Here is a 25,928-nt window from a genome sequence, read left to right as displayed (position 1 = left end):
TTTGCCCACATGCAAAAGCCAAACCGCGCCACAGCTTTCACGCAATTAGGTGACTCATTTGACACGTGACTATATACTCACCTATTGTGAAATCATGGACATGATCTTCAAAGCCCTGAACGACCCGGCGCGCCGCGCCATCCTGGACAGCTTGCGGGCGCAGGACGGTCAAACCCTCTCGGATCTGGAACCCCAGTTCGAGATGACCCGGTTTGGGGTGATGAAACATCTCGGCCTTCTGGAGGAGGCCGGGCTGATCACGACCAAGAAACAGGGCCGATTCAAATATCACTACCTCAACGCTGTGCCGCTGCAGGAAGTGATTGATCGCTGGATCGAACCCCTGTTGGCCGCACCGCTCGCCCGCGGCCTGATCGATCTCAAATCGCACCTGGAGGAAAAACAGACCATGCTCGATACGCAAAAACCCGACTTCATCTATCAGACCATCATCCGCTGCTCGCAAGACGTGTTGTGGGATGCGCTGACCCGCGCCGATCAGGTCGCAGCCCATCATTTCGCCTGCCACCGCGTCGAAGGCGATGCCGCAGCCGTTGGCGATGCCATGGTGATGCTGCGCAAGGACGGCTCCACCATGCTCAGCCAGCGGGTCATCAAGATCGAGCCAAAGTCGCGCATCGAAATGAGCTTTGAGCCGAATTTCGGCGACGGCGACAAGACGATCAGCCATATGGCCTTTCTGATCGAGCCCGAAGGCGACAGCTGTAAGCTGACCTGCGAGCATTATGACATCCCCGCCGCCCACAGCGGCGTTCGGGACGGCTGGGCACGCTATGTGGCCTCGATGAAGTCCTGGATCGAAACCGGCAGCCCCATCAAGCTGCCCGACTGATCCAGATGCCCGATTGATCCAAGTGTCCGATTGATCCAAGTACCTGCGGCCGCGGCCTGATCACACCACCTGTCCGGCACTGCGGGCAGGTTGACGACCCTGCCAGAGGGCACCCGCCCAACAGAGGGACCGCGCTGCCACGCGGTCCAGTACGGGTCAGTTCAGTTCAGAGCAGTTCGGTACGGGTCAGTACAGAGCCATCACGGGAGAGGCACCGGATCCGGTAGCACCCTTTGCAACCAAAGGCTGCCGCCCCCAGCCACTCCCCCCTCACCCGCCACTCATCCGCCATTCACCCGGCTCTCATAAGGAGACATTACAATGACCACAGAACTGTTCTATCTCTTGCTCACCGCGCTGCTGGCAGGATCGCTCTGGATCCCCTTCATCATCGGCGTCACCACGGAAACAGCCGATTTCACCGATTTCTCACGCCCGCCGGATCACTTCCGCATGCGACCCTGGGTGCATCGCGCGTTCCGGGCTCATCAGAACCTGCTGGAAACCACCATTCCTTTTGCCATTGTGGTGCTTGTCGCGCATGTCGCCGGGATTTCGACCGCGATCACGATCACCGCTGCCATCGCCTTTTTCTGGATCCGGGTGCTGCATGCGGTTGGCATGATCTCCGGGCTGGCGATCTTCCCGATCCGCCCGGTGATTTTCACTGCCAGCTATGCCTGCACGCTGGCGATTGCGCTGGTGCTGCTGCTGAGCCCTGGCGGCTGATGCGGCGCTGATCGGCCAGATGCTGCGCCTGTCAGCTGGCCGATCACACGCCACCGTCGGTCGCACCCCCCTGCCAAACGCGCGACACGTCCAAACGCGTACCACTCATAATCGCGCAACGCGGCCCCTCACGCACCAAAGAGGTGCTGGCTGGAAAACCCCGTGATATCTTCCTCTTGCCAGAAATATCCCGGGGAGCGCGAGGGGTTGGCCCCTCGCCCGCTTGACAGGCTCGCACACCCCTGCCAAATGGGCGGCACACACATATAACCCGCAACCGGGCGTTCAGTGGGCGCCAAACCGACGAGGAGCCGCCAGCCATGGCCCAGATCTCTCTCACCCTTCCTGATGGCAATGCACGATCCTATGACGCTGGGATCACTCCGGCCGAGGTCGCCGCATCCATCTCCACCTCTCTTGGCAAAAAAGCGATCTCCGCGACCGTGAACGGTCAGCATTGGGATCTGCAATGGCCGATCACCGAAGATGCCTCCATCGCCCTGCACACCCTGAAGGACGAAGAGCAGGCAAACGAACTGATCCGCCACGACCTCGCCCATATCATGGCCCGCGCCGTGCAGGAAATCTGGCCCGACACCAAGGTCACCATCGGCCCGGTGATCGACAACGGCTGGTATTATGACTTCGACCGCGCCGAGCCCTTTACGCCCGAAGATCTGGGCACCATCGAAAAGAAGATGAAAGAAATCATCAACAAGCGTGATGCTGTGCGGACCGAAGTCTGGGACCGTCAGCGCGCGATTGATTTCTACACCGAAAACAATGAGCCGTATAAGGTCGAGCTGCTCGACGCCATCCCAGGTGATGAGCCACTGCGCATGTACTGGCACGGCGACTGGCAGGATCTGTGCCGCGGCCCACACCTGCAGCACACTGGCCAGGTGCCAGGCGATGCCTTCAAACTGATGTCGATTGCCGGCGCCTATTGGCGTGGTGACAGCGACCGCGCCATGCTGCAGCGGATCTATGGCGTTGCCTTCACCGGCAAGGAAAAGCTGAAGGCCCATCTGACCATGCTGGAAGAGGCCGCCAAACGCGACCACCGCAAGCTGGGCAAGGAAATGGGTCTCTTCCACATGCAGGAAGAAGCCCCCGGTCAGGTGTTCTGGCACCCCAACGGCTGGCGCATCTACACTCAGCTGCAGGACTATATGCGCCGCATGCAGGACCGTGACGGCTATGTCGAGGTCAACACCCCGCAGGTGGTGGACCGCAAGCTGTGGGAAAAATCCGGCCACTGGGACAAATACCAGGAAAATATGTTCATCGTCGAAGTGGACGAGGATCACGCCCGCGAAAAAGCGGTGAACGCGCTGAAGCCGATGAACTGCCCCTGCCATGTGCAGGTGTTCAACCAAGGTCTGAAATCCTACCGCGATCTGCCGCTGCGCATGGCGGAATTCGGCTCTTGCGCCCGTTACGAACCGTCGGGCGCGCTGCATGGCATCATGCGGGTGCGCGGCTTTACCCAGGACGATGGTCACATCTTCTGTGCCGACGATCAGATCACCTCAGAGACCGCGAAATTCATCGCCTTCCTGTCCAAAGTCTATGCTGACCTCGGCTTCCACAACTGGACCATCAAGCTCTCGACCCGTCCCGAAAAACGGATCGGCTCGGATGAGACCTGGGATCAGATGGAACAGGCGCTTGGCGATGCCTGCAAAGCGGCGGGTTATGATTTCGAGATCCTCGAAGGCGAAGGTGCCTTTTACGGACCCAAACTGGAGTTCACCCTGACCGACGCCATCGGGCGCAACTGGCAGTGTGGCACGCTGCAGGTGGATTCCAACCTGCCCGAACGTCTGGATGCGACCTTTGTGGGTCAGGACGGCAGCAAGCACCGCCCGGTCATGCTGCACCGCGCCTGCCTCGGCTCGTTTGAACGCTTCATCGGGATCCTGATCGAAGAACACGCAGGCAAGCTGCCGTTCTGGCTGGCCCCGCGTCAGGTGGTTGTCGCCTCCATCACATCGGATGCAGATGACTATGTGAACGAGGTCGTCGAACAGCTGCGCGCCGCGGGCGTGCGGGCCGAAGCCGACATTCGCAACGAAAAGATCAACTACAAGGTCCGCGAACACTCGGTTGGCAAGGTTCCGGTCATTTTGGCCGTTGGTCACCGCGAAGTCGAAGAGCGCACGGTCTCTGTGCGCAGGCTCGGGGAAAAGCAGACCAAGGTCGAAAGCCTCGAAACTGTAACAAATGCGCTGTCGCGCGAGGCAACGCCCCCAGATCTTTTGTAACATTTCAGCGGCGTTTAGCTGTTATTAACGCACAAACCGGCCTCCTCTTGCGGGGCCGGTTTCTTTTTGGTCATGTTTTGATGGGAAAACTGGCGTTCCAAATGAAACACTCTGTCACAGAAGCTGACGCGCCCGTGAGACACGGCCTCGTGAATTCAATGCTCTGGCTCACTGGGCTAATGTCATCTTCATAGACACGCCATCGCAACTACTTGAGAAAAGGAAGATACCGATGTCCAACACTGCAAAATCCCTCGCCGTCGCTGGTGCTGTTGCTGCTGCGCTGACCTCCGCTGTTGTCACCCCAGCCGCCGCCCAGTCCAAAGAAAAGTGCTATGGCGTCTCTCTGGCAGGTCAAAATGACTGCGCCGCAGGCCCCGGCACCACCTGCGCAGGCACATCCACTGTTGATTACCAAGGCAACGCCTGGACCCTGGTCGACGCAGGCACCTGCGACAGCATGGACCTGCCCGCAATGGCAGACGGCACTGCACGCCAAGGCTCGCTGGAGCCGCTGGAGCGCGACCTGCCGGCATAAGCCGACTGCAGCCACGGCGCTGTAGATCGACCTCCGGGTCCGTGGTGCTGATCCGAGTGTTCGGGCCGCATCTGCCCCAGAGGCCAGATCCACAGGATCGATACACCAGTTGGTCGCTTGGGACCCAAGCCTGAGGCGGCCGATCTCCCGGCAGGACAGATTTCTGCCCTGCCGGTCTGCATTTAAAACACCACCGCGCGGCAGCCACAAAGGGTCGTCAACACGGGATCATCAACACGAAATCATCATCACGGGATCGACAACACTGCTGGGACAGAACGGGAAAGGGAAAACGGGTAAACTGACACGGTTGCAGCTGAGGCCGGAGCCATACAGCGGGACGCAAGCCGCAGACGGCTAGAGCAGGTCCAACGCAGGCTTGATAGCGACCCGACAAGGGCTCGACACCTGCCAAGCCGATAGCACAGACCGTTTCCTTCGCAGACCTGTTGCAATCCCGCTACCTGTTTCGACCGCAACCTGTTTCGACCGATGAACCAAAACCCGCAGGCCCGCGCCCGACCCACCCTTCGCGCAGATCCGCTGCGCCACGACACAAGTTTCCACGCCATTCGGGATCATTGATATGCTGGACGCGACCCACACTCTCCCCGCTGCTGCCGGTGTCGGCTACAAACCGCAGCATTTTGCGGATATTCTGAACGACGCAGGAGAGGTGCGCTGGCTGGAGATCCACGCCGAAAACTACATGGGGGATGGTGGCCGTCCGCTGGCGCAGCTGCGCCACCTGGCTGATCAGTTTGCCATTTCCGTTCATGGGGTTGGCCTGTCCATCGGCGGCGAAGGCGCGCTCGACAGCGATCACCTTGCCCGGCTGAAACATCTGGTCGGTTGGCTGAACCCTGCCAGCTTCTCCGAGCATCTCGCCTGGTCGACCCACGACAGCCATTTCTACAACGATCTGCTGCCTCTGCCCTATACCAACGCCACGCTGACGCGGGTCTGTGAGCATATCGACCAGCTGCAGGACACCATCGGGCGGCGGATGCTGCTGGAAAACCCCTCCAGCTATCTTGCTTTTGCCGAAAGCACCTGGTCCGAACCTGATTTTCTGCGTGAAATCACCCGCCGCACCGGCTGCGGCCTGCTTTTGGATGTGAACAACGTCTTTGTCTCTGCCACCAATCTGGGGTTCTCTCCGCAGGGCTACATCGATGCCTTTGCGCTGGATCAGGTTGGCGAAATTCATCTCGGCGGCCACGACGAGGATGAAGACGACCATGGCCAGCCGCTGCTGATTGACAGCCACGGCGCCGAAGTGGTCGATCCCGTCTGGGCGTTGCTGGATCACACATTGGCGCAGTCCGGCCCGCGGCCCACGCTGGTCGAATGGGACACCGATGTGCCCGATTGGGCCACCCTTGCCGCCGAAGCCAGCCGCGCCGCTGCCGCGCTGGAGCGGGTTCGCACATGAGCGTCAGCCAATCGCAATTCACCCGCGCCATGATGGACGCAGGCCAGGCAGTGCCCGACGGGCTGTTGGATGGCACCGGCGCACCGGCCGGGCGCCGTTTCAGCGTCTATCGCAACAATATCGCGGTGTCGCTGACCGAGGCGATGCACAGCGGCTTTCCCCTGATTGCCAAACTGCTGGGCGCGCAGAACATGGACGGGCTGGCCGGGGTTTTCCTGCGCGCTCATCCCCCGACATCGCCGCTGATGATGCATTATGGCGAGGAGTTCCCCGCCTTCCTTGCATCGCTCGATCAGCTGAAACATCTCGGCTATCTCGCGGATGCGGCGCGGCTCGACCTGGCACAGCGCCGGGCCTACCACGCTGCCGACGCCACAGCGGTGGACCCGGCGCATCTGGGCAGCCTTGCGCCCGAGCAGTTGATGGCCACATCGTTGCAGCTGGCGCCTGCCCTGCAGGTTCTGCGTTCGCCCTGGCCGCTGTTTGACATCTGGCGATTCAACACGCAGCCCGACGCGCCAAAACCGCGCCACGAAGCACAGGATGTGCTGATCACCCGCCCCGAATTTGACCCGGTGATCCAGCACCTGCCCGCCGGTGGCGCAGATTGGATTGATGCGATCCGCGATGGCCACACGCTGGAAAGCGCCCTGGCGCAGGTCCATGAGACGCATCCCGAATTTGACCTATCACACACTCTCGCCCTGTTGCTGCAAGGCGGGGCCATTACAGATCTCGACTGCAAAGGATAAGCTATGCACGCGCTTGTTATGCTCCATGATAAATTCTTCGACCTGATTGAGCGGATGGGCAACTGGCTGTTGCCGCTGGGCGCACGCTTTGTCTTTGCCGCGACACTGCTGCTCTACTACTGGAATTCCGGCCTGACCAAACTGGGCGATGGGTTCTTTGGCCTGTTCAGCCCCTCGATCGGTGCCTACAGCCAGATTTTCCCCAAACAGTTGGAGGCCGTCGGCTATGATGTGTCTCAGTTCGGCCTGTTCCAATGGGCCGTTGTGATGGCTGGCACCTATGCCGAATTCATCCTGCCGCTGCTGATCGTGATTGGCCTGTTCACCCGTCTCGCATCGCTTGGCATGATCGGCTTTGTGGTGGTGCAGTCGCTGACCGATGTTTACGGACATGGTGCAACCGACACCAAAACCCTGGGCGCCTGGTTTGACCGTTTTGCCGATGGGGTGATTCTGGATCAGCGTCTGTTCTGGGTGTTTGTGCTGGCGCTGCTGGTGGTCAAAGGTGCCGGCGCACTGTCGGTGGATGCGCTGCTGCGCAACCGTCGCGCCCAGCCTGCCATGGCCTGAGCCGGGCAAAAAACCCATCACACCCGCGCCGATACCGCGGGTGTTGTGCGAAAACGCAGGCGGATCCGCCTGCGTTTTTTTGTCAACGTCCCCTGTGGCGCAGACAGAATATGGCTGAGTTTCGGCCCAGTTCAGGTTGGGATCACCCCGCAACCCCAAGTGCGGCCTGGGTTTTCTTGTCCCAGCCCAAAAACAATTCACCAGATGCATCGATCAGCGGTCGCTTCATCAGCGTCGGATGTGCGCTGATCAGGTCCAGGGGCGCACCTGCCCGCTCCTCTTCGCTCAAACCGCGCCAGGTGGTCGAACGCGTGTTCAACAGCTTGTCGCCAAACTGCTGCAGTGCCTGTTCAAGCAGCACTTGGGGCACGCCCTGTGCGCGCACATCCACAAACTCTGCGTCTGGCAGTGATTTCAGCGCCTTACGGCAAGTATCGCAGGTTTTAAGTCCGTATAGATGCACCAATTCATCCCTTCTGTTTCGCAAACTACGCACAATTTATGGTAGAAATGCTCTGTTTCGCTTGATTTTTACATGCCCCGTGCAAGACTTAAAGGTAGGGCGGTAGAAATTGGCCGCCTCGCTCTGTCAGCACTCTGCGGCGGAGCAGATCAAATCGATCTCAGGCACCTCGAAACGGGCGTCGGTCGATAGTTAATGAGAAGGAGACACGGGAACATGGCTAGTGGCACCGTGAAATGGTTCAACACAACCAAAGGCTACGGCTTTATCGAGCCCGAAGGCGGCGGCAAGGACGTATTTGTCCATATTTCGCAGGTCGAACGGTCCGGCCTGACCGGCCTGGCAGACAACCAGAAGGTCGATTTCGAAATGGTCGAAGGTCGTGATGGACGCCAGATGGCAGCGGATATTCGCCCCCTTTAAGGTCATGATTTGATCCCTCAGCTGCGGCGGTTTTCGGCGCAGCTTACGACCCCGGCAGGCCAGCCCAGCGCCGCGATCACCCAATCTCCGCCCCCTATCCGACCTGAACCAGATCGCGTTTTTCGCGCCCAAACAGGTGATTAGGCAATTTGGAGTGATTCTGAGTTCTCGCCTTTTGCGACCCTTGGCCTTTTGCGCTGGCTTTGCGCAACGCCGCGACACACCGTAAAAGCACGGCCAGAAAAATCCTAGCCAAAATATCACGGCCAAAAAAGCACGACCAAGAAATCAAAAGCAGAAAACCATCAGGGCCCGGCTAAATCACGGCGCACGCGCGGCGCGGAGCCCCAGCACAACACCCTGTAGACACCCAGTGACGAAGGGCAAAGCCCTCGAACTGAGCCGCTCAGTCAGCGCCGCAGATATTCCACCAGACGGCAGGCTGGCGCTGCATCGCGCAGCTGGTGCTCGGCAATCGGCTGCCAGACGCTCGGATCGATCTGCGGGAAATGGGTATCCGCGCCCTCAACCTCGGTCGCCACTTCGGTGATCATCAGCCGGTCAGCCATCTCCATCATCCCGCGATAAATCCCCGCGCCACCAATGCCATAGATCCGCAGATATCCTTGCGCGCGCGCCTCTGCGATGGCGGCATCAAGGCTTGGCCGCACCAGATCAGCCGCATCAGGACGAGAAGACACAACGATATTCAACCGGTTCTTCAACGGCTTGAACGGCAGGCTGTCCCAGGTGTTGCGCCCCATGATGATCGCCCCACCCAGCGTTTCACGCTGAAAGGCCTTCAGATCTTCGGGCGCATGCCAGGGAATGGTGTTGTCCTTGCCAATCGCCCCGTTCCGGTCGCGCGCCACAATCAATGTGATCATCTCTACTGTCTCCTGCCACCACAGCCGCCGGTTCAGACGGCGACAGGCGCCTTGATGACCGGATCAGGCGCGTAGTTCAACACCTCAAAATCGTCGTAGACAAAATCAAAGATCGAGCCAACCTCGCGGGTGATGCGCAGCTCTGGCAGGGGTTTGGGCGTGCGGCTGAGCTGCAGTTCCACCTGCTCCATATGGTTGGAATAGATATGCGCATCACCAATGGTGTGGATGAAATCACCCGCCTCATAGCCGGTGACATGGGCCAGCATTTTCAGCAGCAGCGCATAGGACGCGATGTTGAACGGCACCCCCAGGAACATATCCGCCGAGCGTTGATAGAGCTGCAGATGCATCCGGCGTCCCTGCACGCGAACCTGCCAGAGCGTGTGACAGGGCGGCAGCGCCATATCGGGCACATCGGCCGGATTCCAGGCAGACACCAGCAGTCGACGACTGTCCGGCGCGGTTTCGATCATACGCACCAAATCGGCGATCTGATCAACAGAACCTGCGCGATAAAGCGGCTCGTCCCCGGTGGTGCCCGCTATCGGCTCCAGCCGGGGAAAGCGGCGCCACTGATGGCCGTAAACCGGGCCAAGATCGCCATTTTCATCCGCCCATTCGTCCCAGATGGAGACGCCATGCTCCTTCAGATACCGAATGTTGGTATCGCCGGACAGAAACCACAGCAGTTCGTGGATGATGGATTTCAGATGCAATTTCTTGGTGGTCACAAGCGGGAAGCCATCGGCCAGCGGATAGCGGGTCTGCATGCCGAAATAGGATATGGTGCCGGTGCCGGTGCGGTCGCTGCTTTTTTCGCCGTGGCGCAGAACCTGCTGCAATGCCTCGTGATATTGGCGCATGATGCGTCTCTCCCCTGTGTTCTTCTACGGCCCCGGCCCACGCGATCTGTTCGCGGTGCCAGTTCGCGACACCTGCCGCGCCTTGCGGTCTCCTGTAGCCCCGTTTGACCTCGGTTTGCGGCCCCAGTGTGCGGCCCCGATTTGCTGGTCCCGGTTTGCTGGCCTGGGCGCAGGCCCGCAACGCGGATCGCGATGCACCGCAGGCAGGCAGGCCATCGGCGCCTGGCCTTTGTCTCCACTCTTACCGGATGGATCGACCCAAACCAAGGGCCGCAAACCGGGAGGCACAAACAAAGGACCACAAACAAACGACCAGACACCGCCCGTCAGGCCCACCACACCCGGGGTCGCAAACAGGACACGGTTGCTGCCGGAGGGCCCGCAGACCCGGCAATTCAATTGACTTTCCCTCCGCACGGCCAGATTGTGGCGGCAACAAAAAGATATTTGAGGGCAGTTCAGATGAAACGGGTCATTCTAGGATGCGTTGCAGCAGCCGCAGTGTCCGGCTGCGGTGGCGGCACCAACCCTTTTAACACCGACGATGGTGGCACGGGCGGCACCGATGATGGGGCCATCACCATCCCCGAGAATCTTGCTTCTGATGTCGAAAGCGTCGCCTATGACGCGAGCGCTGGCACCTTGGTGATCACCGGGCTGAGCCTGGATGACACGCCCTTTTCCGCCAGCTATCAGCGGCGCCCAGCGCTGGATCGGAACGGCTACCTGGCCTATACCGCGCAGGACAGTTCGCTTGACCGGCACGTGACAGCCTATGTGCGCGAGATCGAGGATGGCGCCTTTGCCGTGGCGGTCGCCACCGGCGGGCAGTTCTCCTACTTCTTCAGCGGCACCAACTACGGCCGTCGCGGTGGCTATTCCGCCCCGACCGGAGATGTGAATTCAGGCGGCATTGTCAGCTATGCGGGCACCTATGTCGGGCTGTTGAATATCGCAGGTGACGGCGGCGATCTGCTGCCCGTCACCCCAGGCACGCCGGATGACATCCGCCCCGAGCAGGTCGCCGAAGTGACGGGGGATGCCTTTATCAACGCGGATTTCACCGACAATGTGGTCAATGGCACGATCTATAACCGCCAGATCGAACCGCTAGCGGATGGCGCCGCAGCGACCGATGTGCAGACCTTGGACCTGGCCCCCGGCACGCTGGAGGCCAATGGCACGTTCACCGGCACGGTCTCGATCACAAACAACGGCGCGATCACGCCGGTGGGGGAATACGGCGGCATCTTTGCAGGCACTGATGCCACCTCTGTTGCGGGTTCCCTGACCGCAGAAGGCCATATCGAAAACGCCCCAGATATCGAGGAATACGGCATCTTTGTGCTGGGTCAGTGTGGCACCGCAGAGAGCTCCGACGTCTGCAACCAACCCGTGCCCTGATCCATGTTGGGGCGGCGCATCGCAGCCGCGGCACTGACGTCTGTGGCAATAACACCGCGGGCACTGAGTTCGGGGGCTGTGAGTTCAGGGGCTGTGAGTTCGGGTGCTTGGACGCCAGAGGCGATCGTTCATTGGGCGATCCCTCATAGCGCGTTCGCTCGTGGCGCGGTGATGTCTCGGCAGGTCATGTCTCGGTTGGTAATGTCTCGGCAGATCATATCTGGGGTGATGCTGGCAGGTTCCGTGATAAGGCGATCCGCCATATCAGGCGCTTTGGCATCCGCTTTTCTGTTGTCCGCAAGCTGCCTGTCCGGGACCGCGCAGGCCGAACCAGTGCAAGCTGATTCAGCGCAGCCAGAACCCGCAGCTGCCGCCCCCCGCACCGAGCAGCATCTCAGCCTTGATCAGGCGCGGCTGCTGGCCGCCCATGCCCTGGACACCGGCAGACCTGCCCTGGCCGTGGATGTGACCCAGGGCCTGCTGGCCGCCAATAGCAAGGATTCCATGGCCTGGTATCTGCAGGCCGCCGCGCAGGCGCAACTGCGCAGCCCCGATGCGGCCCGGCGTGCGGCGGCGCGCTCCTATCGCACGGCAGCGGATCAGGCGGGCAAATTTCGTGCCGCTCAGCTGGCCGCGCAGCAGGCCCTGGCGGCAGAGCGGCCGACCCTCGCCCAGATCTGGCTGCGCCGCACCGCCATCCACGCCCCCAGCGCCCAAAGCGAGATCCGGATCGCCGAGGACTATGACCGGCTGCGCCAGATCAACCCCTGGCGGTTTCGCCTGCGCAGTGAACTGCGCCCCTCCAACAACGTCAACAATGGCGCCGACAGCACGCTGGAAGTGATCGACGGCGTGCCCACACTGGGCCGGTTTGGCCCGCGCTCCGTGGCGCTGGCGGGGATTGTCGGCGTGATCGACACCACGCTGACCCGCCGTTTGCAGCAATCTGCGCGCAGACTGACAACACTCAGCGGGCGGGCCTATGTGCAGCGCGTCGCGCTCTCCTCTTCGGCGCAGGCCGAGGCCGCTGCCCTTGCCGAGCAGAGCAACACCAGCGTGCCGCGCAACAGCGAATTTGGCTCCACCTATGGCGATCTCACGCTCAACCATGCCTTTGCCGTGGGCCCAGCCGAGCGCCGTGGCAGCGCCGCCGTCGGCCTGACCCTTGGCACCGCCTGGTATGGCGGCGAAAAAAGCTACGATCTCGTCCGGGTATCGGCGCGGCGCAGTTGGCAGCTGTCCTCGCAGCTCGGGCTGACCATCAGCGGCAGCGCCGAAGAACGGCTGGACCCGCGCAGCAGCAGCCAGGATGGGCAGGTGTTTGGATTGGGGCTGCATCTGCGCCGTGATCTCAACAATGGCAACCAGATGGACATCAGCCTGGCCCTGCGCGATGCCCAGGCCGGTCATGTCAACGGCACCAGCACCACCACCACGCTGCAGCTGACCTATCAGTTCAGCGAGCGGATTGGCCCGGCGCGCATCAGCACCGGTCTGATCCTGGGCCAAGCCGATTATCCGCAGTATATCGCAGGGTTTCCCGCCCGTTTCCTTGCCGATGGGCGCAAGGATCAATCGATCTACGCCGATATCAACCTGTTGTTCGAGGCCTATGATTATGCCGGGTTCGCCCCCAATCTGCGGCTGCGTGCGGGCAAGCGGGACAGCAATCACAACCGGTTTGAATCCCGCGATATTTCCCTGTCGCTGGGGATTGAGTCGACGTTTTGACCGCAAAGAAACCTCATGCAACCGGGGTATCACCGACGGCCCGCGCAAGTGGCGGCACTGCCATCACACAGCGGCGCAGCCAAGACAGACAGGCGCGAAAACGACGACGCGCGCGATGACTTCCCCTTGAAACACATGCCTGGCAGACGCATGTCGCAGGCAAGAGCGATTGACCCGACAATAGGAGGCCACAATGCCACTCAAATATCTGCACACCATGGTCCGCGTGAAAGATCTGGAAAAATCCATGGCATTTTATGAATTGCTCGGCTTGAAGGAAACCAAGCGCTATGACAGCGAACAGGGCCGGTTTTCGCTGATCTTCATGGCTGCCGAGGGGCAGGAAGACACCCCGATCGAGCTGACCTACAACTGGGATGGCGATGACACGCTGCCCAGCGACAGCCGCCATTTTGGCCATCTCGCCTATGCGGTGGATGACATTTATGCCACCTGCCAGACCCTGATGGACAATGGCATCACCATCAACCGCCCGCCGCGGGACGGCCATATGGCCTTTGTGCGCTCGCCTGACAATATCTCTATCGAGCTGCTGCAACACGGCGAGTCCCTGCCCCCCGCCGAACCCTGGGCCAGCATGGAAAACACCGGCCACTGGTAAATTGGTCGCCGGGAAACTGGACACTGGTAAACTGGACACAGGTAAACTGGAGACGGGTAAGGCCGGACTTTGGCAAGGCTGGTTCTCGGCCCTGCCAACCGTGGCGCAGACCGACGCATCGGTCTGATGACACCATGACCCATCATGCAGATGGTCAGGCTGAGGTCCCGCCGAGCCACCCTATTTGCGAAAATACATCAGGCGTGGGTCCTGCCTTCGGCTGGTGATATCGTTTGCAGAGCGCGAAGCTCAATCGTAGGACAGCAAGCTACAGCTCGGTCACGATTTGACCGTTGTTTGGGATAGTTAGGGCACGCGAGAATTAGCCCAGACTGTGCTCGAGTGCGCAACTCGCAACGATGATACGACTGTCCCGCAACTTGACTGGCTCGGAAGCTGACTGGCCCATAACTTGACTGGCCCATAACTTAACCTGCCCCGACTTAACCGGCCCAGCACTTAACCGACCACTGCAAACCAATGCGCGGTCTAAACCGGATCTGGGAACCAAACTGGATCTGGAGAAAATGCGCCAGGGGGAACGCCAGAGTAACTGCGCCAGGGTAGCTGCGCCATGGCAAAGCGAGGGGGAAAGTGGCGGGAAAGTGTACTGGGGGGGGAGACTGGCTGGATCTTCGACATTCTGCCGGTGATCCCAGTCCGTAGCTCCTGTTTCCAGCGCGTCCGCCCAATCTGTCCAAAACCTGCATTCTGCAGCTGCGGACCTGGGGGTGTTCCTGGTTTCTGCCCTTGGTTCTTCCGACGGGCCGATCAGGAGATCTTGCTCAAGCGGTAACCGCTTGTCCTGTGCCCTGTGTTACACAAGGTTGTCTTTGGTCATTGTGCCAGTCCCGCAAAGGCGGATCCTGCAAGGGGCCAAACGGCCCGAACATCAGTAAATATATCGGATCTGATCCGACCAGTAACGTTCCACACGCTTCAGCGAGGCTGTGATGTCTGCGATACCTTCGCTGCTGATCACATCTTTGCCTTCCAGACCCTCGGCATGGCGCGAAAACAGTGCTGCAACGATATCACGGATCTCACGACCCCGATCTGTCAGGCGCACCCGCACCGAGCGACGGTCGATTTCACAGCGCTGGTGGTGCATGTAACCCATTTCGACCAGCTTCTTCAGGTTGTAGCTGACGTTGCTGCCCTGGTAATAGCCACGGGTTTTCAATTCGCCTGCTGTCACTTCGTTATTGCCGATATTGAACAGCAACAACGCCTGCACCGCGTTGATTTCAAGCACGCCAACGCGCTCAAACTCATCCTTGATGACATCCAGCAGCAGCCGGTGGAGGCGCTCAACCAAGGCAAGCGCCTCAAGGTAACCAGTCATGAACCCCTTCTGGTCCAGCTGGCCAATTGGCATTTCCATACTCATCCGCTTCTCCGACTCGAAGTTAACTGCGAGCCATACTGCGGAAAATTCCCGAAAAATCCGTTAAGCTGCGATTTTAGATTTATTGGTTGGTTTGCGCCACATGGGCGACCAGCTCTGCCAGATGCTCTGGCGCAGGGGCCTGGCCGGTGACCCATTGGTACAGATCCTGATCGTTTTCCAGCAGCAACTGATCATAGAGCGCCAGCTGCGCATCGGTCATATCCGCAAGATAGCGATCCGCATAGGCCATCAGCAGAATGTCCATTTCCTTGATACCGCGCCGGATGGAGCGCATGTAAAGACGCTTGATGCGATGCTCGCGAGGTTCGACAGTGTCGGTCTGGGCCATGGCGGTTCCTGCTGTTCAGCTGTGGTCAAAGCAAATGGTGCCGCCGACCCGGACACCGGGTCGGACGCATTGGGAGTAATATGGATCAGGACGCGGTGGCGTCCATAGCCTGACGCAGGCGTTTTTCCAATCGTGCCGCGCGGTTTGCATTGCTGCGCAGATCCTCACGCAGCTGGCGCAGCTCTGTCAGGATCGCGCTCAGATCCTGTGGCAGCTGCTCGCTCTCACCGGCGGGGGCATCCATGCCCTCGCCTTCGCCTGTCAGCAGCCAGCCCATGGAAACATTCAGCAACCCGGCCATCATCGTCAGCTTGTTGGCGCGTGGCTCCGACAGATCCTGTTCCCAGGCCAACAATGTGGCCTTTTTGACCCCCAGACGCCGGGCCAGTTGCGCTTGTGTCATGGTCGCGGCCTCACGCGCAGCGGCAACGCGATCACCAAAGGTTGCGGCCTCCGGGCCATACCAGTTCATGTCGTCCGTGCTCATTTCTTGCCCTCTTGTCCATTCTCGTCAAACGCGCTTGATCGCCCGCTGGGCGCACCCTATGACAGTTCCCAGAGATATACAAATCGGGGTCTTTTCATGCCGTTTCTGTCCGATAGCCTGTCCCGGATCAAACCCTCGCCGTCGATCGCCATCACCACACTCGCCGGAGAGTTGCGGGCCGCGGGACGCGATGTCATTGGGCTCAGCGCCGGTGAGCCGGATTTCGACACCCCCGACACGATCAAGGCCGCCGCGGTGCAGGCCATCGCAGATGGCAAGACCAAATACACCGCCCCCGACGGCATCATCGAATTGAAACGCGCAATCTGCGACAAGTTCCAGCGCGACAATGGTCTGCAGTATGCACCCGACCAGGTCTCGGTCGGAACCGGCGGCAAGCAGATCCTCTATAATGCTCTGATGGCCACGCTGAACCCCGGCGATGAGGTGGTGATCCCCGCCCCCTATTGGGTGTCCTACCCCGATATGGTGCGGCTCGCAGGTGGCACGCCGGTCATCGTCGAGGCGCAGCTGGAAACCGATTTCAAGATCACCGCTGAACAACTGGAACAGGCGATCACACCGCGCACCAAATGGCTGATCTTCAACTCCCCCTCCAACCCCACTGGGGCGGGCTATCGCAAGGAAGAGCTGAAGGCGCTGACCGATGTGTTGCTGCGCCATCCCCACGTCTGGGTGATGACCGATGACATGTATGAACATCTGGTGTTTGGCGATTTCACCTTCTGCACCCCGGCAGAGGTCGAACCGCGCCTCTATGATCGCACGCTCACCTGCAATGGCGTCTCCAAGGCCTATGCGATGACCGGCTGGCGCATCGGCTATGCCGCTGGTCCCAAAGAGCTGATCGCCGCCATGCGCAAGGTGCAGTCGCAATCCACCTCCAACCCCTGTTCGATCAGCCAATGGGCGACGGTGGAGGCGCTGGAAGGTCCGCAGGATTACATCGAAACCAGCAACGCCGCATTCCTGCGTCGCCGGGATCTGGTGGTGGCAGAGCTCAACGCGATTGACGGCGTGACCTGCCCGGTGCCTGATGGGGCATTTTATGTCTACCCCTCGATCCAGGGCCTGATCGGGCGGCGCAGCCCGGCGGGCGTGACCATAAGCGATGATGAAACCTTTGCCAAAGCGCTGCTGGAAGAGGCCGATGTCGCGGTGGTGCATGGGGCGGCCTTTGGCCTGTCGCCGAACTTCCGCGTCAGCTACGCCGCATCGGATGACACGCTGCGCGAAGCCTGCAGCCGGATCCAGCGCTTTTGCAACAGTCTGAGCTGAGGCCACCGAGATGACACCCACCCTGCCAGAGCACTATTTTCGCATCCGCGACAACGGCGCGCTGGTGTTTCGGGTGGATGGTGAAAATCGCCAGCGGCGGCTGGAACTGCATCAGATCGCCGTGGTGAAGCTGCGCAGCGGCGAGATCAAACCCCACGGCGATCATGAACTGAGCGCTGCGGATACGGCCGCGATCCAGCAGTGGATGGCCGAGCGTCAGGCGCTGTTGGCGCAGCGCGATATGGATGACATCCGCCGCACCATCGATCATCTGAACCTTACTGCCCAATGGGCGCAGAGCCGGGCAGCGGATGATCAACTGGCCGCCGTCAGCGACGATCTGTTGCTGGCGATGCATGATCTGCGCAGCGTGCTGATCCGCAAAACCGCCGACCGGCTGACCCGCCAAAACCAACAGGACCAACAAAATGGCGGCAGCGCTGCGGCGCCAACTGATCCGAGTGTTTCCTCTGAGCCATAACGCTTAGATACGGATCTCAGATCCCGGCGACACCGCACCCGAGACCTCTGCATCCATTCACTCAGATGGTAACATCAGATGCTGACAACAGCGGCCCGCAGACAAGCGCTCCGCCTTCAGCGATCCCTGTCTGCGGCAGCAATATCTGCACCGCTGTCAGCAGCAAACCTGTCCGCTATTTCACCGCAACAGTCTTGATCGAGCGCAGCCAGAACCGCAGCATCAGGCAGAGGCCCGCCGCCGTCAGACCGATCACCAGCCCAGACCAGACGCCGATCCCGCCCCACTCCAGCACGAAGCCCAGCACGTAAGAGGCCGGTATCCCAACCACCCAGTAGCTGAGCACCGCAAGCACCATGGGCCAGGCCGTGTCCTGCACCCCCCGCAACAGCCCCAATGCGATCACCTGCATGCCGTCCATCAACTGAAACAGGGCCGCCGCCGCCAGCAACCCGACACCCATCGCCAGGATCTGCGGCTTTTGCGGATCCTCTGCGTCCAGGAACAGGGAAATCAACGGTTCCGGAAACACGAGCATCAGCGCAACGCCCACAGCCGCCATGGCCAGCGACATCGCCATCACCACCTGCGCCCCTCGCGCCAAATGGTTGCGATCCCCCCGGCCATAGGCGTTGCCAACCCGAATGGTCGCCGCATTCGACAGACCCAGATGCACCATAAAGGTCAGCCCTGCCAGCGACAGCGCAATCCCATGCGCCGCCAAGGCCACAGTGCCAATCCAACCCATCATCATCGCGGAGGCTGCAAACAGGCTGGTTTCCGCCACCAGCGTCAACCCGGTGGGCGTGCCAATGCGCAGCACCCGCCGCATCATCTCCCAATCGGGGCGCAGCGCGTTCTTCAGCAGCTCATGTTCCGGCAACACCCGCAGCGCATAGACCAAGACCAGAACAAAAGAGACGAAATTGGTCGCCAAAGAGGCAATCGCCGCTCCCGTCACCCCCAGTTCAGGCGCGCCCCAATGGCCAAAGATCAACGCATAGTTCACCAGCGCGTTGACAAGCGCGGCCAGCACCGAAAACCACAGCACGGCTTGGGTACGCTCCAGCCCCGCGAGATAGGATTTCAACACCATATACAGCAGCGCAGGAAACAGCGCCCAGCCCGCGATGCGCAGATATTCCGATGCGCCATGCGCGACTTCGCTGTTCTGCCCCAACAGCAGCAAAATCGGCTCGGACCACCACAGCAGCGGCATCGCCAAAACGCCATAGATCAACGACAGCCACAGCCCCATCCGGGTCGAACGGCGGATCTGGCGGCCCTCGCCTGCGCCATCCGCAGCCGCCACCATCGGCATCACCGCAAAGGCAAAACCCGATCCTAGCAGGAAGATCGAGAAGAAATAACTCGACCCAAGCGTCACCGCAGCCAGCTCCGCCACCCCATACCAGCCGAGCATCACCGTATCGGTCAGGCCGATGGAAAACTGCGCCACATGGCCACCGATCAGCGGCAGGCCAAGGATCAAAATCGCCCGCGAGTGGCCCAATATAGTGTTCGGAGACGGCGGCCGCCCCCCGGTCGACGCCATGGCGTCTTGCTGTGAAATCGAAGTATCCGTCATGCCCCAGCCTTAGGCAGCAAAACGCAATCCGGCAAGCCCGTTTCCACCCTCCGTTGCACGACAGGTTTCCATTCTACCAGTCGACATCAATAGCTGACAGCCCGAACCACCCCCGCAGGCTGAACACCGCCACCTGGCCTAGAGGCCATTTCTGTCCTAGGGTGCTCACAGTCTTTGCCACCGCAGGAAGCGTACTTCAGCGGCCCGATTTTCAACAAATGCCGTATTTGACCAAAGCCACATTCATTTGACAGACCAGCGCCATGCCCACAGCCACCGATACCAGCAACAAGATTTGCACCGACACCGTCCGTGACAGCACACATCAGACCGCCCCGAACCGTCAGATCTCACGGCGCAGAGCGATGACGACCAAACCGCCCGGGCTCGTGATCTTCGATTGCGACGGTGTGCTGGTCAATTCAGAGCCGATCTTTAACCGGGTCCTGTTTGACCACCTGCAATCCTTCGGAGCGACCCTTTCCTTTGAGGACTGCTGCCGCCGCTTCACCGGCACCAGCCGCCACGCGGTCGACCACTACCTGCAGCAAGAGGGTCTGGCTGCCCCCAAGGGATGGATAGACGCCTTCTACCGGGACGCGCTGGCGGCCCTGCAAACCCAGACAGAGGCCATCCCGGGCGCGGTTGACGCCGTTGCCGCGCTGACGGACGCAGGGCTGATCTGCTGCGTTGCCTCCAACGGGTTGCAACAGAAAATGGAGATCACGCTGGAACGCACGGGCCTGCGGGACGCGTTCGGAGACAGGTTGTATTCGGCCTATGATCTCGGAGCCAGCAAACCGGCGCCAGATGTGTTTTTGCACGCCGCCGCAGCCAATGGGATACCACCAGCGGCCTGTGTCGTGATCGAAGACAGCCCCAGCGGATGGTTGGCCGCAGCGCGCGCAGCGATGGCCTGCCTGGCCTATGTTCCGGCCGGGGCCACACACGCACCTGATGCCCCGCCGACCGATGAGACGCTACAGGGCGCGCCGCGGTTTGACGACATGAGTGATCTGCCTGCATTGTTGGGGTGCTGACAGCTGCGCGCAGGCGCATTGCGGCAGGTGGTCAGTGCCCGCCCTTATACGGCGGCCTCGCGGGCGACGGCTTGCAGGGCGGCGGTGATGTCGGCGGGTTGGGTGCGGTGATTGGTGATCGCGGCGCGCAGCAACACCACATCATTGACCCGTGTGGTGGAAAACACCGCTTCGCCCTGTTCCTGCAACACTTGTGCGATGCGCGCGTTGGTCTGTGATTGCGCCGCCTCCGGCAGGTCGCGACGCGCGGTGAAGACACAGACATTGGACACCACGGGCTCTGCCAGAGCCATCTGCTGATGGTGCGCGACCTCCTCGCCCATCTGCTTGGCCAGTTGACAGTTCAGCGTGATGGCCTCGGAAAACGCAGCATCGCCATAGGTTTGCAGCGCGGTCCAGACCTTCAGCGCGCGGTTGCCACGCGACAGATCGATGCCATAGTCGCAAAACCACGGCTCGCCCCCGGCCAATCCGCGGTCCGCCCCCTCCAGGTATGAGGGCCGCGCGGCAAAGGCCGCCCGATGTTCGGTCTCATGGCGCAGCAGCGCCACCCCGCAGTCATAGCCGACATACATCCATTTGTGGAAATCCAGCGCGATGCTGTCCGCCCGGCCAATGCCATCCGACAACGCCCGATAAGGCTCTGCCGCGATCCGGGTCCAGGCCCCAAAAGCCCCGTCCACATGCAGCCAAAGCCCCAGATCCGCCGCTGCATCCGCCAGGGCGTTCAGATCATCGAACTGACCCAGATCCACCGAACCGGCAGTGCCCACCACCAGAAACGGCGTGGCCCCGGCGGCGCGATCTTCAGCCACCATCCGGCGCAGGGCCGCGGTGTCCAACTGACCCTCTGTCAGCGGCACTTTGCGCAGATTGTCAGCCCCGATGCCCAGCACCTCCACCGCCTTGCGGGCCGCATTATGCACACCCGCCCCGGCATAAGCAGTCAGTCGCACCCCGGCCTGACCGATGTTGCGCAGATCGGGACAGACCCGCAGGCGCGCCGCCTGAAACGCGATCACCGTGGCCTGGGAGGTGCCAGTCACCAACAAACCGCTGGCGCTGTCGGGCAGGCCCATCTGGCGGCGGGTCCAATCCACCACCGCGCGTTCCATGTAGTTGGCGCCATGATCGCGCCCGCCCATATTGGCGTTGACGCAGGCCGCCGCGATGGATGCGACGATATCGCTGGGCAGGCCCGAGCCCTGCACCCAGCCCCAGAACCGTGGATGGGTATTGCCGCCGTGATAGGGCAGCACGTCGCGCAGGATCTGATCCACCGCTGCCTCGGCGCCGCGTGGTGTGCCGTCCAGCGCATAGCGTTCAGAGATATCCTCGGGCACTGGCTGCCAGGGATGATCCGCCGCCTGCTCCATCTGCGTCAGCGCCGCATCCAGCATCCGCTGCGCCTGCGCTCGAAAGGTGGCCCAATCGGATGTTTTTATCCCCTGCTCTTGCATCATGCTTACTCCCCTGTCGTTGCCACAGATCTATCGTGCCAAGCGCCTGAGAGCACGGAAATAGTTCGATGCCGCTATCAGCGCATATATCCGCAAGCACCATAGATCGGCCCTGCAATGCGTAGCGAAACCGTTGGCTGCCAAGCAAACTCCATTCAACCAGGTACAAGACTCAGGACCACACCGACAGCCCCTAGCACCAGAGACAGCAGAGCAATTCGCGAAGGCAAATGTATTGCCGGATCTCGCGCACGGATGTACCAGCAATAGCGCCCCATCCAACCAAGACGTTCGATCGAAAGCTCATAGGATCTACCGGTCTTTGTTATGCCAAGTGCCTCCCGGTCATGGTAGTCCAGTCGTACAATATTGCGCTCATCTGCGGACTGGCCAATCACCACAACATCTATTGCTTTTTGATTGTGACGAACCCGAACCACATCAAACCGTTCGGCAACCCCTCTGTGGTCTTTGTGAATCAAAATGCGCTGACGCCCCATATGCGCCCTGTAGGCTTCCTTTACAGTGAGTTCTACCAATTCATCTTCTTTCCAAATATATCCGCGACACACAGCCCGCTCGCGGACGGTAATCTCGTGCTTCATTTTTCAAAGTCTCTTTTTCAATCATCCGCTGCACTTTAGGTTCAGGTTCGAAGAAAACCATCCTTTCTCTCGTGAAACGTCCAGCCCGGCCCCGCCGGGCAGCCCCCGACCGCCCCCATGGGCGGGGGCTTCACCCCCACCCGCGGTCGGGAACTCCCCTCAGTGACCTGCGAAACTCTCTCAGCCAAAGCCTTAGGCATCCCCCGTCAAAGCCAAGAGCCCCAGCCAGCTTATCCACAGCCCCTTGCGTCCCTCTTCCCCCCATCCCCAACACCTGCCATAATGACACCCAATCAACACCAAGGAAGAGCAGCTCCCGCACATGGCCGACGACCTCCTCAGCACGCCCGCAACTGAGACCTATGACGCCTCCTCGATCGAGGTTCTGGAAGGACTGGAACCGGTCCGCCAACGCCCCGGCATGTATATCGGCGGCACCGACGAGCGGGCGCTGCACCATATGGTGGCGGAAATCCTCGACAACTCGATGGACGAGGCCGTCGCAGGCCACGCCAACCGCATCGAGGTGGAGCTGCACGCCGATTACGCCGTCACCATCCGCGACAACGGCCGCGGCATCCCGATCGACCCGCACCCAAAGTTCCCGGACAAATCCGCGCTGGAGGTGATCCTGTGTACGCTGCACGCAGGCGGCAAATTCTCTGGCAAAGCCTATCAGACCTCGGGCGGTCTGCATGGGGTTGGCTCTTCTGTGGTGAACGCGCTCTCTGATTCCATGGTGGTGCAGGTCGCCAAGAACAAAGAGCTGTTCGAACAGCGTTTCTCCCGCGGCCTGCCGCTGGGCGGCGTGGAAAAGGTCGGCGCAGCCCCCAACCGGCGTGGCACCTCGGTGACCTTTCACGCTGACGAGCAGATCTTCGGCTCCCATCGCTTCAAACCCGCGCGCCTGTTCAAACTGGTCCGCTCCAAGGCCTACCTGTTCTCTGGCGTCGAAATCCGCTGGAAAAGCCACATCGACGATGGCGAAACCCCGACCGAGGCCACCTTCCACTTCCCCGGCGGTCTGCGCGATTACCTGACCGAAGTTCTGGGCAAATCCTCTGTCTACGCAGACGTGCCCTTTGCGGGCAAAGTGGAATTCCGCGAGAAATTTGGCGAACCCGGCTACGTCGAATGGGCGATCAACTGGACCCCGTCCCGCGACGGCTTCACCCAATCCTACTGTAACACTGTCCCCACCCCCGAAGGCGGCACCCATGTGGCGGGTTTCTGGGCCGCGATCCTCAAGGGGATCAAGGCTTACGGCGAATTGGTGGGCAACAAAAAGGCCGCGCAGATCACCCGCGACGACCTGATGACAGGCGGCTGCGCGCTGGTCTCCTGTTTCATCGCCGACCCCGCGTTTGTCGGCCAGACCAAGGACCGCCTCTCCACCGAGGCCGCCAACAAGATGGTGGAAAACTCGGTCCGTGACCATTTCGACAACTGGCTGGCCGCTGACACCAAATCCGCCGGCGCCATTCTCGACTTCCTGATCCTGCGCGCCGAGGAACGGTTGCGCCGCAAACAGGAAAAAGAAACCCAGCGCAAATCCGCCACCAAAAAGCTGCGCCTGCCCGGCAAGCTGACCGACTGCACATCGAAGGACCGTGCGGGCACCGAATTGTTCATCGTCGAGGGCGACTCGGCCGGCGGCTCCGGCAAGGGCGCGCGCAACCGGGTGAACCAGGCGCTCCTGCCTCTGAAGGGTAAGATCCTGAACGTGCTGGGCGCGGCCTCGGGCAAACTCGGCTCCAACGCGGAGATCAACGACCTCTGCGAGGCGCTGGGCGTTGGGCTCGGCACCAAATTCAACCTCGACGATCTGCGCTATGACAAGATCATCATCATGACCGATGCGGACGTCGACGGCGCCCATATCGCATCGCTGCTGATGACCTTTTTCTTCACCCAGATGCGCCCGCTGATCGACGGCGGCCACCTATACCTCGCCTGCCCGCCCCTGTTCCGCCTGACCCAAGGCGCCAAGCGCGTCTATTGCCTGGACGAGGCCGAACGCGACGAATGGCTGGAAAAAGGTCTGGGCGGCAAAGGCAAAATTGACGTCAGCCGCTTCAAGGGTCTGGGCGAAATGGACGCCAAGGATCTGAAAGAGACCACCATGGACCCCGCCACCCGGAAATTGATCCGGGTCACCATCGACGAGGACGAACCCGGTGAAACCGGCGATCTGGTCGAGCGTCTGATGGGCAAAAAACCCGAGCTGCGTTTCCAATATATTCAGGAAAACGCCAAGTTCGCCGAGGAGCTGGATGTTTGACGCATATGGCCAATAAATGGATTTCAATAAAGAAGTTAAAGGCTCACGAGTTTCACACGACGCTTCGCCGCCTGCACAAGAAGGAGAATACATGGGCACGCAGGTTTGAAATTCTGAGCGAGCTGGAGACAAATGCAATCCAGCATTTCATTAAGCTCTGCTCGCAAATTTTGCTTTCCTACCTTGTTTTGACTTCATTACGTGAAGGAAACTTTCTTAAGGTCAGCGTTCAAAATTTTGAAGCATCGGTTCCAGCAGCCTACTTTCTCGCGACTAGTAGCTTCTTGTACTTGATGTCAGCGGTTTCATTCTGCCACCTTTCCGTCGCTGTTTCGTTGAAAGCCAACGAATGTGGAAAGATGCTTTTGCCAGGATTTTCCACCAGCATTTTTGGTTTATTACGAGGGAAGAAAGATGACATTTCGCTCGGACTAACAATGTATTCAAACTCCTTCCTCCGAGAAAAACTCCCAACATCGTCCTTCTTAAGCTTTGCTATGTTATTAGGCATATTCGCTATGCTCATTCCCGTGGGCGCTTTCGGGTACCTACTACTAACGCAGCAGATCGAAATTATGCTCGACGCGACAGTTCCAATCGTTGAGCGGATTGCTGTTCTTGCGGGTTCTGCCCTTGCCGCCCTGAGCTTCGCCTATGTTTTCTTGTTCCATCTACCACTTCCGACAAAAAAGCATGTAAATGGTATTCGTTGGAATTTCCTCTACTATCTGCCCAATGGGCGACATCCGCGAATAGACCATTGGATAGGGCGAAACTGAAACCGTTAGTGCTTTCCTGCAACCCTCCCGCATCACAAGGCCCGTGCCGGACCTTGGGGAAGCGTGAAGCGCCTTCGCCCTGCTGAAAGCATGCCTCCGGCATGACGGGAAGGTCAGGCACGGGCCGTGCGGCTCGCGCGCCCCGTCCCAAGGGACATCCCGCCAGCGCCGCGCATTGAATTACCCGGTCCAATGCGAAGGGCTCCGCCCGTCGCCGCCCAATCAGAAATACATCACGCGCACCCACCACTATCGCTGACAAGATGCGCCCACCTCACACACGCTAGTCATGCAACACAGCGTCCACAGCCCCGTCGGCTCCATGGGCCACGCCGCCCCCGCTTCACCTTTCCAAAAATACTCATTTCCCCTACCCAGCGGATCCGCCAGCCGGCAGCACGGGCCACAAACCAATCCGCCTACACCATTTCCGCACCAGCCGTATCTGCTCCCACCGAGGCCGCACACACACATGCAGCACACAGTCAGATGTAAATGCCGTTTCAAAAATCCCCAAAAGTGGCGAAGTAAAATTCCCCACTTTCTGGTCTCGGTGATCAGCCGGTTGTTGCGATCAGTTTCTCCTTTTTTGGTGGTCGGCCGCGTCGCTTTGGTGCGGGCGGTGGTGT

At 60.4% G+C, this 25,928-nt stretch carries 25 protein-coding genes; 16 read left to right on the top strand and 9 right to left on the bottom strand.

All coding sequences use genetic code 11. The annotated features are described in order from the left end of the window. Positions 1-58: 58 nt before the first annotated feature. From Q0C28_RS04535 to Q0C28_RS04505, 7 genes are all read left to right on the top strand, one after another. Positions 59-853 carry a metalloregulator ArsR/SmtB family transcription factor gene (locus tag Q0C28_RS04535; RefSeq protein WP_293573462.1) on the top strand — a complete coding sequence of 265 codons (795 nt, stop codon included), beginning with the start codon at positions 59-61 and terminating at the stop codon, positions 851-853. Positions 854-1,174: 321 nt separating this feature from the next. Next, the gene (locus Q0C28_RS04530) at positions 1,175-1,582 is read left to right on the top strand and encodes an MAPEG family protein (RefSeq protein WP_293573461.1); all 408 of its coding nucleotides are present in this window, start codon (positions 1,175-1,177) and stop codon (positions 1,580-1,582) included. A gap of 320 nt (positions 1,583-1,902) precedes the next feature. After that, positions 1,903-3,849: a threonine--tRNA ligase gene (gene thrS / locus Q0C28_RS04525; protein WP_293573460.1), complete on the top strand. Its 1,947-nt coding sequence runs from the start codon at positions 1,903-1,905 to the stop codon at positions 3,847-3,849. A gap of 232 nt (positions 3,850-4,081) precedes the next feature. After that, positions 4,082-4,387 carry a DUF2282 domain-containing protein gene (locus Q0C28_RS04520; protein WP_293573459.1) on the top strand — a complete coding sequence of 102 codons (306 nt, stop codon included), beginning with the start codon at positions 4,082-4,084 and terminating at the stop codon, positions 4,385-4,387. Positions 4,388-4,973: 586 nt separating this feature from the next. Continuing rightward, positions 4,974-5,822 carry a DUF692 domain-containing protein gene (locus tag Q0C28_RS04515; RefSeq protein WP_293573458.1) on the top strand — a complete coding sequence of 283 codons (849 nt, stop codon included), beginning with the start codon at positions 4,974-4,976 and terminating at the stop codon, positions 5,820-5,822. Then, positions 5,819-6,574 (top strand): DNA-binding domain-containing protein, encoded by a 756-nt coding sequence (locus Q0C28_RS04510; protein WP_293573457.1) that lies wholly within the window; start codon positions 5,819-5,821, stop codon positions 6,572-6,574. Before Q0C28_RS04515 ends, Q0C28_RS04510 begins: the two co-directional genes overlap by 4 nt. 3 nt (positions 6,575-6,577) lie before the next feature. Then, entirely contained in the window at positions 6,578-7,144 is a 567-nt protein-coding gene (locus tag Q0C28_RS04505) for a DoxX family protein (RefSeq protein WP_293573456.1), read from the top strand. Positions 7,145-7,286: 142 nt separating this feature from the next. On the opposite strand, the gene Q0C28_RS04500 is transcribed toward Q0C28_RS04505, so the two are convergent. Next, positions 7,287-7,607 (bottom strand): ArsC/Spx/MgsR family protein, encoded by a 321-nt coding sequence (locus Q0C28_RS04500; RefSeq protein ID WP_293573455.1) that lies wholly within the window; start codon positions 7,605-7,607, stop codon positions 7,287-7,289. Between the two features lie 216 nt (positions 7,608-7,823). On the opposite strand from Q0C28_RS04500, the gene Q0C28_RS04495 reads away from it, so the two are divergent. Next, positions 7,824-8,030 carry a cold-shock protein gene (locus Q0C28_RS04495; RefSeq protein ID WP_293573454.1) on the top strand — a complete coding sequence of 69 codons (207 nt, stop codon included), beginning with the start codon at positions 7,824-7,826 and terminating at the stop codon, positions 8,028-8,030. A 410-nt stretch (positions 8,031-8,440) separates the two neighbouring features. On the opposite strand, the gene Q0C28_RS04490 is transcribed toward Q0C28_RS04495, so the two are convergent. Beyond that, the gene (locus tag Q0C28_RS04490) at positions 8,441-8,917 is read right to left on the bottom strand and encodes a dihydrofolate reductase (protein ID WP_293573453.1); all 477 of its coding nucleotides are present in this window, start codon (positions 8,915-8,917) and stop codon (positions 8,441-8,443) included. A 32-nt stretch (positions 8,918-8,949) separates the two neighbouring features. Beyond that, the gene (locus tag Q0C28_RS04485; protein ID WP_293573452.1) at positions 8,950-9,783 is read right to left on the bottom strand and encodes a thymidylate synthase; all 834 of its coding nucleotides are present in this window, start codon (positions 9,781-9,783) and stop codon (positions 8,950-8,952) included. Positions 9,784-10,245: 462 nt separating this feature from the next. Between Q0C28_RS04485 and Q0C28_RS04480 the strand changes: the two genes are divergently transcribed. The 3 genes from Q0C28_RS04480 to Q0C28_RS04470 all read left to right on the top strand — a co-directional run bounded on the left by Q0C28_RS04480 (position 10,246) and on the right by Q0C28_RS04470 (position 13,540). Next, positions 10,246-11,187 (top strand): thymidylate synthase, encoded by a 942-nt coding sequence (locus tag Q0C28_RS04480; RefSeq protein WP_293573451.1) that lies wholly within the window; start codon positions 10,246-10,248, stop codon positions 11,185-11,187. A 333-nt stretch (positions 11,188-11,520) separates the two neighbouring features. After that, a complete protein-coding gene (locus tag Q0C28_RS04475) occupies positions 11,521-12,918 on the top strand; it encodes a hypothetical protein (RefSeq protein WP_293573450.1) in 1,398 nt (465 codons plus the stop codon). Positions 12,919-13,111: 193 nt separating this feature from the next. After that, the gene (locus Q0C28_RS04470) at positions 13,112-13,540 is read left to right on the top strand and encodes a VOC family protein (RefSeq protein WP_293573449.1); all 429 of its coding nucleotides are present in this window, start codon (positions 13,112-13,114) and stop codon (positions 13,538-13,540) included. A gap of 892 nt (positions 13,541-14,432) precedes the next feature. Here the strand turns inward: Q0C28_RS04470 and Q0C28_RS04465 are convergent. The 3 genes from Q0C28_RS04465 to Q0C28_RS04455 form a co-directional block, all read right to left on the bottom strand. Continuing rightward, positions 14,433-14,930, bottom strand: a complete 498-nt coding sequence (locus tag Q0C28_RS04465; RefSeq protein WP_293573448.1) for a winged helix DNA-binding protein — start codon at positions 14,928-14,930, stop codon at positions 14,433-14,435. Positions 14,931-15,009: 79 nt separating this feature from the next. Then, positions 15,010-15,279, bottom strand: coding sequence for a succinate dehydrogenase assembly factor 2 (locus Q0C28_RS04460; RefSeq protein WP_293573447.1), 270 nt, complete (start codon positions 15,277-15,279; stop codon positions 15,010-15,012). 85 nt (positions 15,280-15,364) lie between these two features. Further along, entirely contained in the window at positions 15,365-15,766 is a 402-nt protein-coding gene (locus Q0C28_RS04455) for a helix-turn-helix transcriptional regulator (protein ID WP_293573446.1), read from the bottom strand. Between the two features lie 96 nt (positions 15,767-15,862). Here Q0C28_RS04455 and Q0C28_RS04450 point away from each other — a divergent pair, with 96 nt between their 5' ends. Both Q0C28_RS04450 and Q0C28_RS04445 read left to right on the top strand, forming a co-directional pair. After that, a complete protein-coding gene (locus Q0C28_RS04450; protein ID WP_293573445.1) occupies positions 15,863-17,065 on the top strand; it encodes a pyridoxal phosphate-dependent aminotransferase in 1,203 nt (400 codons plus the stop codon). 10 nt (positions 17,066-17,075) lie between these two features. Then, positions 17,076-17,546: a hypothetical protein gene (locus tag Q0C28_RS04445; protein WP_293573444.1), complete on the top strand. Its 471-nt coding sequence runs from the start codon at positions 17,076-17,078 to the stop codon at positions 17,544-17,546. Positions 17,547-17,721: 175 nt separating this feature from the next. On the opposite strand, the gene Q0C28_RS04440 is transcribed toward Q0C28_RS04445, so the two are convergent. Then, positions 17,722-19,101 carry an MATE family efflux transporter gene (locus Q0C28_RS04440; RefSeq protein ID WP_293573495.1) on the bottom strand — a complete coding sequence of 460 codons (1,380 nt, stop codon included), beginning with the start codon at positions 19,099-19,101 and terminating at the stop codon, positions 17,722-17,724. A gap of 296 nt (positions 19,102-19,397) precedes the next feature. Here Q0C28_RS04440 and Q0C28_RS04435 point away from each other — a divergent pair, with 296 nt between their 5' ends. Continuing rightward, the gene (locus tag Q0C28_RS04435; protein WP_293573443.1) at positions 19,398-20,174 is read left to right on the top strand and encodes an HAD-IA family hydrolase; all 777 of its coding nucleotides are present in this window, start codon (positions 19,398-19,400) and stop codon (positions 20,172-20,174) included. Between the two features lie 44 nt (positions 20,175-20,218). Here Q0C28_RS04435 and Q0C28_RS04430 read toward each other — a convergent pair whose 3' ends face one another. Together Q0C28_RS04430 and Q0C28_RS04425 are read right to left on the bottom strand one after the other, a co-directional pair. Then, positions 20,219-21,637 carry a pyridoxal-dependent decarboxylase gene (locus tag Q0C28_RS04430; RefSeq protein WP_293573442.1) on the bottom strand — a complete coding sequence of 473 codons (1,419 nt, stop codon included), beginning with the start codon at positions 21,635-21,637 and terminating at the stop codon, positions 20,219-20,221. Positions 21,638-21,789: 152 nt separating this feature from the next. Next, positions 21,790-22,239, bottom strand: a complete 450-nt coding sequence (locus tag Q0C28_RS04425) for a hypothetical protein (RefSeq protein WP_293573441.1) — start codon at positions 22,237-22,239, stop codon at positions 21,790-21,792. A gap of 322 nt (positions 22,240-22,561) precedes the next feature. Between Q0C28_RS04425 and parE the strand changes: the two genes are divergently transcribed. Continuing rightward, the gene (parE, locus tag Q0C28_RS04420; protein WP_293573440.1) at positions 22,562-24,520 is read left to right on the top strand and encodes a DNA topoisomerase IV subunit B; all 1,959 of its coding nucleotides are present in this window, start codon (positions 22,562-22,564) and stop codon (positions 24,518-24,520) included. After that, positions 24,517-25,299, top strand: coding sequence for a hypothetical protein (locus Q0C28_RS04415; RefSeq protein WP_293573439.1), 783 nt, complete (start codon positions 24,517-24,519; stop codon positions 25,297-25,299). Before parE ends, Q0C28_RS04415 begins: the two co-directional genes overlap by 4 nt. Positions 25,300-25,928 lie beyond the last annotated feature (629 nt).

The sequence above is a fragment of the Phaeobacter sp. genome (assembly GCF_022825805.1).
Classification (GTDB): Bacteria; Pseudomonadota; Alphaproteobacteria; order Rhodobacterales; family Rhodobacteraceae; genus Phaeobacter.
The sequence above is the reverse complement of the archived record's forward strand: the minus strand, read 5'-3'. Positions and strand labels throughout refer to the sequence as shown.

What these genes read in the sequence shown, in the direction of transcription:
- Q0C28_RS04530 (WP_293573461.1), top strand. Translation starts at nt 1,175, where the DNA reads ATGACCACAGAACTGTTCTATCTCTTGCTCACCGCGCTGCTGGCAGGA.
- thrS (WP_293573460.1), top strand. Translation starts at nt 1,903, where the DNA reads ATGGCCCAGATCTCTCTCACCCTTCCTGATGGCAATGCACGATCCTAT.
- Q0C28_RS04520 (WP_293573459.1), top strand. Translation starts at nt 4,082, where the DNA reads ATGTCCAACACTGCAAAATCCCTCGCCGTCGCTGGTGCTGTTGCTGCT.
- Q0C28_RS04515 (WP_293573458.1), top strand. Translation starts at nt 4,974, where the DNA reads ATGCTGGACGCGACCCACACTCTCCCCGCTGCTGCCGGTGTCGGCTAC.
- Q0C28_RS04510 (WP_293573457.1), top strand. Translation starts at nt 5,819, where the DNA reads ATGAGCGTCAGCCAATCGCAATTCACCCGCGCCATGATGGACGCAGGC.
- Q0C28_RS04505 (WP_293573456.1), top strand. Translation starts at nt 6,578, where the DNA reads ATGCACGCGCTTGTTATGCTCCATGATAAATTCTTCGACCTGATTGAG.
- Q0C28_RS04495 (WP_293573454.1), top strand. Translation starts at nt 7,824, where the DNA reads ATGGCTAGTGGCACCGTGAAATGGTTCAACACAACCAAAGGCTACGGC.
- Q0C28_RS04490 (WP_293573453.1), bottom strand. Translation starts at nt 8,917, where the DNA reads ATGATCACATTGATTGTGGCGCGCGACCGGAACGGGGCGATTGGCAAG.
- Q0C28_RS04485 (WP_293573452.1), bottom strand. Translation starts at nt 9,783, where the DNA reads ATGCGCCAATATCACGAGGCATTGCAGCAGGTTCTGCGCCACGGCGAA.
- Q0C28_RS04480 (WP_293573451.1), top strand. Translation starts at nt 10,246, where the DNA reads ATGAAACGGGTCATTCTAGGATGCGTTGCAGCAGCCGCAGTGTCCGGC.
- Q0C28_RS04470 (WP_293573449.1), top strand. Translation starts at nt 13,112, where the DNA reads ATGCCACTCAAATATCTGCACACCATGGTCCGCGTGAAAGATCTGGAA.
- Q0C28_RS04465 (WP_293573448.1), bottom strand. Translation starts at nt 14,930, where the DNA reads ATGAGTATGGAAATGCCAATTGGCCAGCTGGACCAGAAGGGGTTCATG.
- Q0C28_RS04460 (WP_293573447.1), bottom strand. Translation starts at nt 15,279, where the DNA reads ATGGCCCAGACCGACACTGTCGAACCTCGCGAGCATCGCATCAAGCGT.
- Q0C28_RS04455 (WP_293573446.1), bottom strand. Translation starts at nt 15,766, where the DNA reads ATGAGCACGGACGACATGAACTGGTATGGCCCGGAGGCCGCAACCTTT.
- Q0C28_RS04450 (WP_293573445.1), top strand. Translation starts at nt 15,863, where the DNA reads ATGCCGTTTCTGTCCGATAGCCTGTCCCGGATCAAACCCTCGCCGTCG.
- Q0C28_RS04445 (WP_293573444.1), top strand. Translation starts at nt 17,076, where the DNA reads ATGACACCCACCCTGCCAGAGCACTATTTTCGCATCCGCGACAACGGC.
- Q0C28_RS04440 (WP_293573495.1), bottom strand. Translation starts at nt 19,101, where the DNA reads ATGGCGTCGACCGGGGGGCGGCCGCCGTCTCCGAACACTATATTGGGC.
- Q0C28_RS04435 (WP_293573443.1), top strand. Translation starts at nt 19,398, where the DNA reads ATGCCCACAGCCACCGATACCAGCAACAAGATTTGCACCGACACCGTC.
- Q0C28_RS04430 (WP_293573442.1), bottom strand. Translation starts at nt 21,637, where the DNA reads ATGATGCAAGAGCAGGGGATAAAAACATCCGATTGGGCCACCTTTCGA.
- Q0C28_RS04425 (WP_293573441.1), bottom strand. Translation starts at nt 22,239, where the DNA reads ATGAAGCACGAGATTACCGTCCGCGAGCGGGCTGTGTGTCGCGGATAT.
- parE (WP_293573440.1), top strand. Translation starts at nt 22,562, where the DNA reads ATGGCCGACGACCTCCTCAGCACGCCCGCAACTGAGACCTATGACGCC.